11 protein-coding genes are annotated in these 11,368 nt (G+C 34.6%); 5 read left to right on the forward strand and 6 right to left on the reverse strand.

Features of this window, described 5'->3' with window-relative positions; all coding sequences use genetic code 11:
• Positions 1–22 precede the first annotated feature (22 nt).
• Together B0I10_RS06795 and B0I10_RS06800 are read right to left on the reverse strand one after the other, a co-directional pair.
• A complete protein-coding gene (locus B0I10_RS06795) occupies positions 23–709 on the reverse strand; it encodes an SIMPL domain-containing protein (protein ID WP_112085753.1) in 687 nt (228 codons plus the stop codon).
• A 57-nt stretch (positions 710–766) separates the two neighbouring features.
• Entirely contained in the window at positions 767–1,408 is a 642-nt protein-coding gene (locus tag B0I10_RS06800) for a rhomboid family intramembrane serine protease (RefSeq protein ID WP_112085754.1), read from the reverse strand.
• A 103-nt stretch (positions 1,409–1,511) separates the two neighbouring features.
• Between B0I10_RS06800 and B0I10_RS06805 the strand changes: the two genes are divergently transcribed.
• Positions 1,512–2,381 carry a lysophospholipid acyltransferase family protein gene (locus B0I10_RS06805; protein WP_112085755.1) on the forward strand — a complete coding sequence of 290 codons (870 nt, stop codon included), beginning with the start codon at positions 1,512–1,514 and terminating at the stop codon, positions 2,379–2,381.
• Between the two features lies 1 nt (position 2,382).
• Here the strand turns inward: B0I10_RS06805 and B0I10_RS06810 are convergent, their stop codons facing one another.
• The gene (locus B0I10_RS06810; RefSeq protein WP_112085756.1) at positions 2,383–3,864 is read right to left on the reverse strand and encodes an aminotransferase class V-fold PLP-dependent enzyme; all 1,482 of its coding nucleotides are present in this window, start codon (positions 3,862–3,864) and stop codon (positions 2,383–2,385) included.
• Between the two features lie 112 nt (positions 3,865–3,976).
• Here B0I10_RS06810 and B0I10_RS06815 point away from each other — a divergent pair, with 112 nt between their 5' ends.
• On the forward strand, positions 3,977–4,396 hold the full coding sequence (locus tag B0I10_RS06815) for a 5-fold beta-flower protein (RefSeq protein WP_245942957.1): 420 nt from the start codon (positions 3,977–3,979) through the stop codon (positions 4,394–4,396).
• On the opposite strand, the gene def is transcribed toward B0I10_RS06815, so the two are convergent.
• Both def and glmM read right to left on the reverse strand, forming a co-directional pair.
• Positions 4,393–5,040, reverse strand: coding sequence for a peptide deformylase (def, locus tag B0I10_RS06820; RefSeq protein ID WP_112085834.1), 648 nt, complete (start codon positions 5,038–5,040; stop codon positions 4,393–4,395). The genes B0I10_RS06815 and def overlap by 4 nt on opposite strands.
• A 1-nt stretch (position 5,041) precedes the next feature.
• Positions 5,042–6,439 carry a phosphoglucosamine mutase gene (gene glmM / locus B0I10_RS06825; protein WP_112085757.1) on the reverse strand — a complete coding sequence of 466 codons (1,398 nt, stop codon included), beginning with the start codon at positions 6,437–6,439 and terminating at the stop codon, positions 5,042–5,044.
• Between the two features lie 120 nt (positions 6,440–6,559).
• Here glmM and B0I10_RS06830 point away from each other — a divergent pair, with 120 nt between their 5' ends.
• From B0I10_RS06830 to B0I10_RS06840, 3 genes are read left to right on the forward strand one after another with little or no spacing between them, the layout of a single operon-like run.
• Complete coding sequence (locus B0I10_RS06830) at positions 6,560–7,144, forward strand: acyl carrier protein phosphodiesterase (RefSeq protein WP_112085758.1); 585 nt, start codon at positions 6,560–6,562, stop codon at positions 7,142–7,144.
• Positions 7,141–8,823: a gamma-glutamyltransferase gene (gene ggt, locus B0I10_RS06835; RefSeq protein ID WP_112085759.1), complete on the forward strand. Its 1,683-nt coding sequence runs from the start codon at positions 7,141–7,143 to the stop codon at positions 8,821–8,823. Before B0I10_RS06830 ends, ggt begins: the two co-directional genes overlap by 4 nt.
• Positions 8,824–8,860: 37 nt before the next feature.
• Positions 8,861–10,675, forward strand: a complete 1,815-nt coding sequence (locus B0I10_RS06840) for a chloride channel protein (RefSeq protein ID WP_112085760.1) — start codon at positions 8,861–8,863, stop codon at positions 10,673–10,675.
• Between the two features lie 68 nt (positions 10,676–10,743).
• On the opposite strand, the gene B0I10_RS06845 is transcribed toward B0I10_RS06840, so the two are convergent.
• Positions 10,744–11,265 (reverse strand): hypothetical protein, encoded by a 522-nt coding sequence (locus tag B0I10_RS06845; RefSeq protein WP_112085761.1) that lies wholly within the window; start codon positions 11,263–11,265, stop codon positions 10,744–10,746.
• Positions 11,266–11,368 lie beyond the last annotated feature (103 nt).

The raw sequence follows: 11,368 nt of genomic DNA on the forward strand, positions 1-11,368 counted from the left end.
ATTATCTTTATTATTTATTTTGTTATTCCAGTATAAAAGTCACATTAATATTGGTTATAATTTCAATTTCACCAATAGCAACTGTTTCTTTCTTAGAATAATTAATTTCCTCTCTACCATAATTCATGGTATCATACATTGCCGGAAAATAAGCCTGAGAATTATCAGTAATCATAATTGCTTTGCCCACTTTTTGATTTAAAACAGAAACAAAATCTTCGGCTTTTTTCTTCGCATCCAAAACAGCTTGTTTTCTTGAGGCTACTTTATGTTCTTCTAATTTAGATGATTTGAATTCCACACCGTTTATAGAATTAATTCCAGTCTCAATCAATCCCATCATCAATTCATCATACTTCTTGATGTCCTTTAAAGTGATGGTTAGCGTTTGTGAAGCCTGAAAATTGTGTTTCTTTTTTTCTTGATCATACGATTTGTATAAACTTACATTCGTGGTTTGAAAATCGGAAGTTGGAATACCAAATTTTTTAATGTATTTCACCACTTTATCCACCGTTTCATCGTTCATTTTTTTGACTTCCGCTGCATCTTTCCCTGTATTTTGAACCCCTAAATTGATGACAACTTGGTCTGGAGCAACTTTTACCTTTCCTTCACCGGAAACGGAAATCTGTGGAACTATTTTGTTTTCTTGTGCATTCATTGACGTAGCGACTAACGTTAATAAAATAATAATTGACTTTTTCATTTTGTATTGATTTATGTTTAACGTCTATTCCAATTTGTATGCCAAAAGTTATTTAAATTAAATTTTTCCCATCTTAGCCATGATAAAAAGAATAATAATGGGAATGGCTAATAGAACAACCATTAATATATTTTCTGTCAGCATTTGAGGTTCTTTTGAAAGTGTAATCAAGTAACCACCAATAGCTCCGCCAAAGTGAGCCGTGTGACCAATATTATCTTTTCTTGATTTCATTCCATAAATAGAATAGAGCAAATAACCTATTCCAAAAATGTATGCCGGAATTGGAATCGGGATAAAAAACAAATACAAATTCATATCCGGATTGAGTAAAATAGCCGCGTACAAAATTCCAGTAACTGCTCCGGAAGCTCCTACGGCACGGTAATGATATTCATCTTTATGAAATTGTAATGTCAATAAATTTCCGCAAAGCAAACTTCCCAAATAAATCATTAAAAAAGAAGGTGTTCCTAAAAAGCTTATCACAACTGGCGCAAAAATAAATAGAGCAAACATATTAAAAGCCAAATGAACAATGTCTACGTGCAAAAAAGCTGAAGTAAACATTCTTATATGTTCACCTGCACGAATGCTACCAATATGAAATTCATACTTTCTGAAGAAAAATTGATCGTCAAATGCTTTAAAACTAATTAAGGCATTGGCAACGATAATGACAATTAACGCGATATTCATACTGATTTTTTAGAATTGTAAAAATAACAATTGTTTCATTACCAATTGTTAAACTTTGATTTATAAAACTGGAAATTACTGTATATTTGTAAAAAATTTCGGCATGCAATTCATTGCTTTTATTCTGATTTACCCTTTACTTTGGATTATTTCCATGCTTCCTTTTCGATTATTGTACTTACTTTCAGACTTTTTTTTCGTAATAATGTACCATGTAATAGGTTATCGGAAGAAAACGGTGCGAAAAAATTTAGTGATTGCATTGCCACATATTACCGAAAAAGAACGCTTGGCGATTGAAAAAAAATCCTATCATCATCTATGTGATTTGTTTTTAGAAATGATTAAAACGCTGACCATTTCAGATAAAGAAATGAATAAGCGTTTTGTTACCAAAAACATAGAGGTTATAAAGCAATTGGAAAGAAAAGGAAAAAGCATCGCTTTAATGACCGGACATTACGCCAGTTATGAATGGTCGATTTCAATGAACAAAAGTTTTAGTTTTCAAGGATATGCTATTTATAAAAAAATTGCCAATAGCTATTTTGATAAATTAGTTCGTAACATCAGATCAAAATTCGGTGCTACATTAATTACAACCAAAGAGACAATTCCAACCATCGAAGAAAATTTTAAAAATGGACATTTAGGCATCTATGGTTTTGCCAGCGACCAATCTCCAAAAATATCTAAAGCGTTTCATTGGGGAAATTTTTTTGGAGTTTCAACACCACTTCAAACCGGTGCAGAAATGCTTTCGAAACGATTTGATATGAATATTATCTTTATGCGAATTCGCAAAGTAAAACGCGGTTATTATGAAGCCGAATTAGAAATTCTATCGGAAAATCCTTGTACTGTTCCTGATTATGAAATTACCGACCTATTTATGAAAAAGTTGGAAAAACTTATTTTAGAAGCTCCGGAATATTATTTGTGGACGCATAAGCGGTTTAAGTATATGAAATAAGTTACAAAAACCAACCCCTCACCATTTCTTTTTCTAAAACCAAGTCGTTTTTGTGACGGAAGTTGTTTGATTTCCCATCGTAGACATACTCATCCGCCCATGTTGAATGATTTGCTGCTAATTGTTTAATGCTTTCGCAAACAAATTTAATTTCTTCGGATGTTGTGGTTGGATGAATAGACATTCTAATCCACCCCGGTTTTTTGATTAAATCACCAGAGGTAATTTGACAAATCAAATCATTCGAAGTTTCTTCATCCACATGAAGCAAGTAATGCCCGTACGTTCCTGCACAACTGCAACCGCCGCGGGTTTGAATACCAAACTTATCATTCAAGATTTTTACACCTAAATTAAAATGTAAATCTTTTATGTAAAACGAAATCACACCCAATCGATCTTTATGTTGATTGGCTAAGATGGATAAATTATCAACATTTTCAAGTTGTTCAAACACATATTCTACCAATTCGTGCTCGCGATCAAGAATATTTTGAACGCCCATTTTTTCTTTAAGCTGAATAACTAAAGCGGTTTTAATTACTTGCAAAAAGCCCGGTGTTCCGCCATCTTCTCTATCTTCAATATTGTCGATGTATTTGTGTCCACCCCACGGATTGGTCCACGAAACAGTTCCTCCCCCAGGACAATCGGGTATATTATTTTTGTATAAATTTTTGCTAAATATCAACACTCCAGAAGTTCCTGGTCCGCCCAAAAATTTGTGTGGCGAAAAGAAAATAGCATCTAAATAACTTTCATTATCGGGATGCATATCGATTTCAACATAAGGTCCGGAACAAGCAAAATCAACGAAACAAACACCATTATTTTGATGCATAATTTTGGCCACTTCGTAATACGGAGTTTTAATTCCGGTTACATTGGAGCAAGAAGTAATTGATGCAATTTTAAAACTTCTATCTTTATGTTTTTCTATTAATTTTTTAAATTCATTGAGGCAAAAAAGTCCTTCAGAATCGGCAGGAATTACCACAACATCCGCAATCGTTTCTAACCAAGATGTTTGGTTGGAATGATGTTCCATATGCGAAATAAACACAATTGGTTTAATCGCTTTCGGAATAGTTGTGTACTCTTTTAAATTCTCCGCAATTCGTAAACCTAAAATACGTTGAAACTTATTCACAACCCCTGTCATGCCTGTTCCATCGGTAATTAACACATCATTTTCGTTGGCATTCACATGTTTTTTGATGATGTTTCTCGCTTGATGATACGCCATTGTCATCGCCGTTCCTGAAATCGTTGTTTCGGTATGTGTATTAGCCACATACGGACCAAAATCGTTCATTAATTTTTCTTCGATTGGGCGATATAATCTTCCACTAGCAGTCCAATCGGTATAAACCATTTTTTGCTTACCAAATGGCGAAACAAATTCCTGATTGATTCCGATTATATTTTCACGAAATTGTTGAAAGTACAATTCCAGTTGCGTTGTCATTTCCGTTGTAGTCATGCGAAAAAAGATTTGTACAAATATACATTTTTTACCTCATTTTTTTAATCTTACTTTTTTACATTTCTCACATAAAAATTAAATATCTTTAGCAATCCAATTTTCTCAAAATATGAATAGAACAATTGTGTGTAGTTTTGTGTTTTTTTTATTGAATGGATTTATTTGTTTTGGACAAACCATTCAAAACAACAATTACGGCACAACCCGCTATATTAAAAATGATGGCACGATTCAGGACAGGAATTACAGAACGGTTGGCTACATCAAAGAAAACGGAACGATTCAGAACAGGAATTATTCAACCATTGGCTGCATTAAAAACGACGGAACCATTCAAAATAATAATTATTCAACTGTTGGTTATGTGAAAGAAAACGGCACCGTTCAAAATAACAATTATTCCACTTTAGGATACATCAAAGACGACGGAACCGTTCAAAACAACAATTATTCTACTATTGGCTATGCCAAAGGAGTCAAAAAAGAATGGGCTGCTGTGGTGTTTTTCTTTTTTAAATTTGAAAATTAGTTGCGTCTCAATTTCTTCTTCAAAAATAAATTTACCTCATTATTAATCGATTGAAGATTCCAGTTGGTTTGTTCATTAATTCTATCGGTGAATAAAATTCCGTTTAAATGATCCTCTTCATGTTGAAAAATAACGGCTGTAAAACCTTCTACTATTTCTTCTTTAAAATTTCCTTTTAAATCAAAATAAGTGATTTTGATGGTATAATTTCGATACACATCGCCCCGGTCTTCTGCAATTGACAAGCAACCTTCCATTCCTTTTCGCAATAAATCGGAACGCCAAACAATTTTCGGATTAACGTAAAACTCAAACGGTTCACCGGGTTTGTCTAATCGTTGCACCCAAAATAAATTCCGATTAATTCCAACTTGCGGAGCGGCAATACCAATTCCGGGATTTTCAGGATTTTGCATGGCCAAAAGCATTCTCTTCGCTACAATCGGAAGTAATTTGTCTTTCGGATTAACATCGGTTGAAACTGCTTTTAAAATTTTCAATTCATTCGGTTCTGTAATTTGTATTACTTTAAACATTTGGGTTGAATCAGCTGCCAAAATAAAGTCACGTTCTTCTTTTGTAAACTTTTGAGAAAAAGCCACAATCGAAATCAATAAAAAAGAAACCAGAATGCATTTTTTCATTTTATTTTGAAATAACGGCTTTAATTTCATCAATAATTCGCAAAGCCAACGCATCCGCTGCTTGTTGCGTTGGTGCTTCCGTGTAAATTCTGATAATTGGCTCAGTATTCGATTTTCGTAAATGAACCCATTCGTTTGCAAAATCAATTTTCACCCCATCAATGGTCGAAATTTGTTCGTGAGCATATTTAGCTGTCATCGCAACCAGAATAGCATCTACATCAATTTCGGGCGTTAGTTCAATTTTGTTTTTACTCATATAATATTGAGGATACGAAGCTCTTAATTCCGCCACTGTAACATCCAAATTGGCTAAATGCGTTAAAAACAATGCCACACCCACCAAACTATCCCGTCCGTAATGCGACTCCGGATATATGATTCCGCCGTTTCCTTCGCCACCAATAATAGCGTCGGTCGATTTCATCAATTCCACCACATTCACTTCACCTACAGCACTGGCTTGGTATTTTCCGTTGTGTTTTTCGGTAATATCGCGTAAAGCTCTTGAGGATGACATGTTAGAAACGGTATTTCCGGGCGTTTTGCTCAATACATAATCCGCCACGGCAACTAAAGTATATTCTTCTCCAAACATTTCGCCATCATTTGAAATAAAAGCCAAACGATCAACATCTGGGTCAACCACAATTCCAAAATCGGCTTTTTCCTTCACAACCAATTCGCAAATATCGCCTAAATGTTCTTTCAATGGTTCCGGATTATGCGGAAAATGACCGTTTGGTTCGCAGTATAATTTGACAACTTCCACGCCCATTTGTTCTAATAAATTCGGAATAATGATTCCGCCGGTAGAATTCACACCATCAACCACCACTTTAAATTTTCGTTTTGCCACTGCCTCTGCATCTACCAAGGGCAAATTCAACACTTCATCAATGTGAATATCCATGTAAGCATCATTCACAGTAACTTCACCTAAACTATCTACATCGGAAAAATCAAATGCTTCACTTTCAGCAATTTCAAGGATTTTTACACCTTCTGCACCATTTAAAAATTCACCTTTCTCATTCAGCAATTTCAATGCATTCCATTGTTTTGGATTATGCGAAGCGGTTAAAATAATTCCACCATCCGCCTTTTCCATCGGAACTGCAATTTCAACTGTTGGCGTTGTTGACAGTCCTAAATCAATCACATCAATTCCTAATCCAACCAACGTATTTACTACTAGATTATGAATCATCGGACCTGAAATTCGGGCATCGCGACCAATTACCACTTTAAGTTTCGAGTTACGGGTTGCGGGTTGCGAGTTTTTTAAAAAAGTGCCATAAGCCGAAGCAAATTTTACTGCATCCACCGGAGTAAGATTATCACCAACTTTTCCGCCAATTGTACCTCTGATTCCTGAAATTGATTTAATTAATGTCATACTATATTTGAATTTGAATTTCTGAATTTTATTTAATTTTATGACAAAGATATAGAAATGAAAGTATCTAAAAGTGATTTAAAATTCAATTTTTTAAGAATTAATTCCTAATTTAGGCAAATGAATTTTCTAGCACACATTTATCTTTCTGGCGACAACCAGCTAATTCAAATCGGAAATTTTATGGCCGATGGCATTCGTGGCAACGATTATTTGAATTATCCCGACGAGATTCAAAAAGGAATTATTTTACATAGAGCCATTGATACATTTACAGATGCTCACCCTATTTTTAGGAAAAGTAAGCATCGGTTACATGAAAAATACGGACATTATTCGGGCGTGATAATTGATATTTTTTACGATCATTTTTTAGCTAAAAATTGGGAAAAGTATTCCGATGAATCGCTTGAAAAAATAGCAACAGATTTTTATGAAAATTTAAGTTCAAATTATGCCATTTTGACCGATCGAACCAAAGGAATGATGCCTTATATGATTGCCCGAAATTGGTTGGTGAGTTATGCTTCATTAGAAGGTTTGTCGATGATTATGTTTCAAATGGATCATCGCACGAAAAACAGAGTAGATATGCATCTTTCAATAAATGAATTAAAAGAATTTTATACTGAATTTGAAGAAGAATTCACTGCCTTTTTTGAAGAACTACAAATCCATTGCCAAGATAAATTAGCTACTTTATGAGAACTATGTCATTACTTTTTTTATTGATTTTAATCGGCTGTAAATCGGAACAAACCACGGTTCCAATCGGATTAGTCACAGAAAAAGTAATGGTTGTTTCTGCCCGTGAAGAAGCGTCAAAAATTGGTGTAGCAATCATGAAACAAGGCGGAAATGCGTTTGATGCCATGATTGCTACCGAACTAGCTTTGGCTGTTGCCTATCCGTATGCTGGAAATATTGGCGGAGGCGGATTTATGGTTTTCAGAAAATTTTCCGGCGAAACCGGCAGTTTAGATTACCGTGAAAAAGCTCCATTAGCCGCTACATCAAGTATATTTTTAGATGAAAAAGGGAATGTTATAAATGGAATGAGTACCAAATCGGCCAAAAGTGTTGGTGTTCCCGGAACAATTGCTGGTGTTTTTGCTGTGCATGAAAAATTTGGAACGCTTCCGATCGAAACTATTTTAAAACCGGTTATTGAATTAGCCAAAAAAGGTGTCATCGTAACCAAAAAACAAGAAGAACGATTGAACTATTATCGAAGTGCTATCATCAAAGCAAACGGAAATGAATCGCTATTTTCAAAATCATACAAGGAAAATGATACTATTCGATACTTCGCCTTAGCCAATACATTAGAACAAATTGCCAAAAACGGACGAGATGAGTTTTATAGAGGCGAAACGGCTAAAAAATTAGTCATGTACATTCAAACCAAGGGCGGAATCATCACCTTAGAAGATTTAGAAAAATATCAAGCGGTTTGGCGTGATCCAATTTCAATCGATTATAAAAATTACAAAGTAACGTCAATGGCTCCGCCAAGCAGTGGCGGAATTACATTAGGTCAAATTTTAAAAATGATTGAACCGTATGACGTGCATACATTGCACCATAATTCGGAAAAGTACATTCAACTTTTAGTAGAGGCCGAACGAAGAGCTTATGCCGACCGAAATCATTATATAGGTGATCCTGATTTTGTAAAGATTCCGACTAAAGAACTTTTGGATAAGGTGTATTTGAAAAGCCGAATGAGTAATTTTTCATTTGATGAAGCCACAAAATCAAGTGATGTTTCAAAAGGAAACGTTCAATTTTCGGAAAGTTTGGAAACCACTCATTATTCTATAGTTGATCAATTTGGGAATGCCGTTTCTGCCACCACAACAATTAATGATGCGTATGGTTCTAAGTATTTTTGTGATGAATTAGGTTTCTTTTTAAACAATGAAATGGACGATTTTTCAGCAAAACCCGGCATTCCTAATATGTTTGGTCTAACCGGTTCCGAAGCCAATAGCATTGCTCCTCAAAAAAGAATGTTGAGTTCGATGACACCAACAATCATTGAAAAAGATGGAAAACTTTTTATGATTTTAGGAACTCCGGGCGGTTCAACTATTATCACTTCCGTTTTACAAACTTTTTTAAATGTAGCCGAATTTGAAATGAGCATACAGGAAGCGGTAAATGCTCCTCGTTTTCATCATCAATGGTTGCCCGACGAAGTTGTGTTTGAAGAAGATAGCTTTTCTAAAGAAACCCTTCAATCATTAAAAAGGAAAAAATATCAAATTAATGAAAAAACCACTCCAATTCTAGGAAAAGTCGATGCCATTCTAGTACTTCCAGATGGAAAATATGAAGGCGGAGCAGATAAAAGAGGTGATGATAAAGCCGTCGGTTTTTAATTTTAATTTTATCTTAGCGGTTTAAAATAGAATTTTCATGCCAAACGAAAAAAAATCAATCTTTAAAACATTTTTCAGAAAAAACTTCAGAAGACTGGAAGGATTTATTTTTTATTTAAAGTCTTTTTTATCGCCAAGACAATTTATTTATTTAGCCTGTTTTTTGGTGGGAATTTCCTCTGCTTTGGCTGTAATAGTGCTAAAAACTTTTGCTCACTGGGTGTACGTTTTTGCACAATACATCGATTCTATTTTTCATTTGCCTTACAGTAACAGTACACTTCCCATTATCGGAATTGTGCTTACTGCTTTTGTGGTTAAAAAAGTATTAGACGGTTCCATCGAAAAAGGAACGTCTCAAATTATGTATGCCGTTGCAAAAAAGTCGGGGATCATGCCAAAAAAGCAAATGTATGCTCAGATTATAACCAGTTCACTTACGGTTGGTATGGGTGGATCTGCCGGATTAGAATCGCCTATCACCATCACCGGAGCTGCTTTTGGAAGTAATTTTGCACAAAATTATCGCTTGAGTTATAAAGACAGAACGTTACTTTTAGCTTGTGGAGTTGCTGCCGGAATTGCTGCTGCGTTTAACGCTCCAATTGCAGGAGTGCTGTTTGCCATTGAAGTAGTTTTGATGGATGTAAGCATCACCGCATTTATTCCAATCATGATTTCGTCGGCAACGGGCGCAATTGTTTCAGCCATTTTGTTGAAAGATGAAATTCTATTTACGTTCAGTAAACAATTGGATTTTGATTATCATAACTTACCTTTTTATATTTTATTGGGAGTAGTTTCAGGTTTTGTTTCCATAAATTATGCCAGAACCTTCCGGAAAATTGAACATCATTTTGAAAAATCAAAACTGAAACCAATTCGAAAAGCTTTCTACGGGGCTTTCATTTTGGCTATTCTTATTTTCTTTTTCCCAACTCTATTTGGTGAAGGATATGAAAGTATTAAAATGCTCGCCAATACAAATCCGCAACAAATCTTAGAAAACACTGTACTTCAAAACTTTAAAGATAACATTTGGATCTTACTTCTTTTTGTGGGTGCGACCATGTTGATAAAAGTGTATGCTACAAGTATTACTATTGGAAGTGGTGGAAACGGTGGAAATTTTGCTCCCTCCCTATTTGTGGGTTCCTATTTGGGATTTGTTGTCGCTACATTTTTCAATCAAATTGGGTTTAAACTTCCGGTAATTAATTTTACTTTAGTTGGAATGGCCGGAATTCTGAGTGGATTGTTTCATGCTCCACTTACCGCTATTTTCCTCATTGCCGAAATTACGAGCGGGTATAGTTTAATGGTGCCGTTGATGGTGGTTTCTTCCATTAGTTTTGCGATTTCCAAAAGGTATGAACCGTATTCTTTTGATATAAAAAATCTGGCGGCCAAAGGTGATGTGTTTACAGATGATCGTGATCGAAATATTCTTTCCGGAATATCAACTTCAAATCTTATTCTTACGAATATCCAATCCTTAAAATTATCAAATTCATTGGAAGAATTGGTTCAGAAAATTGCAACGCACAATCAATCTGTTTTTCCGGTTGTCAATGATAAAAATGAATTAATTGGAATTGTAAATTTTGAAGACATACGACCCTATATTTTTAACACTTACAAAGTAAAATATACAAGACTTCAAGACATAATGCTTCCTGCCAAAGAACAAATAAACTATGATGAAACCATGGATACCATCATGGAAAAATTTGACCACACACAAGAAGAATTTCTTCCTGTTCTAAAGAATAAGCAAGTGATTGGATTATTGTCAAAAACCTCAATTTTAGAAGCGTATCGAATTCGATTGAAGAATATGATTATTGAGTAACTGTAGAATAGTTAAATCAGTGTTCAGTTAGCAGTTTTAACTGAACACTAAAAACTGACCACTGAACACTACTTTGTTTTTTCTCCCACAAAATAATCATTCGTACTTTTAAACAACACATTAAACGTGGTTAAACTACCGTAAATTCTAGTGATGTACTGTTGCAAATCAACTTTTTCTGCAGCGTCGAGATTACTGGCATTTATTTTTTGCTCCATTACTCTTAAACGGTCACGAACCATAATGATTTTATGGAAAAAAGTATCAATAGAAACTTCTTTGTTTTGCGTTGCCGTTCCGGGTTCCATAATGAGTTTTCCGCCTTTCCATTTATCGGCAATCGGAACAATTTGCGAGACATCCGACCATTTTTGCAATAGATTTTTCAAGGTTTTTTCAACTTCATAAAAACTAACGGAGTCTACTTCGTCTTCCAAGGCTTCTATGACTTCAAATTCGCTGTCAACATCGATGGTTTCTAATCCGCTTTCGATAAAAGTTACCCAATAATGTTTGGCTGTCACGTTTGTTACTACTCCTGCTCCGTGTTCCGGATGTTTAATTCTTGAACCAATTCCTAGTATTTTCATATCGTATTTTAATTTTTTCAAAAATAGAAATTGTTTAACAAATTCTTCTTATCTGTCTGCATAAATCTTGCTGTTAAAATCGTAACTTTGCGTTTTGCCAAAA

Origin of the sequence: Flavobacterium lacus, assembly GCF_003268815.1 — a bacterium.
GTDB lineage: Bacteria > Bacteroidota > Bacteroidia > Flavobacteriales > Flavobacteriaceae > Flavobacterium > Flavobacterium lacus.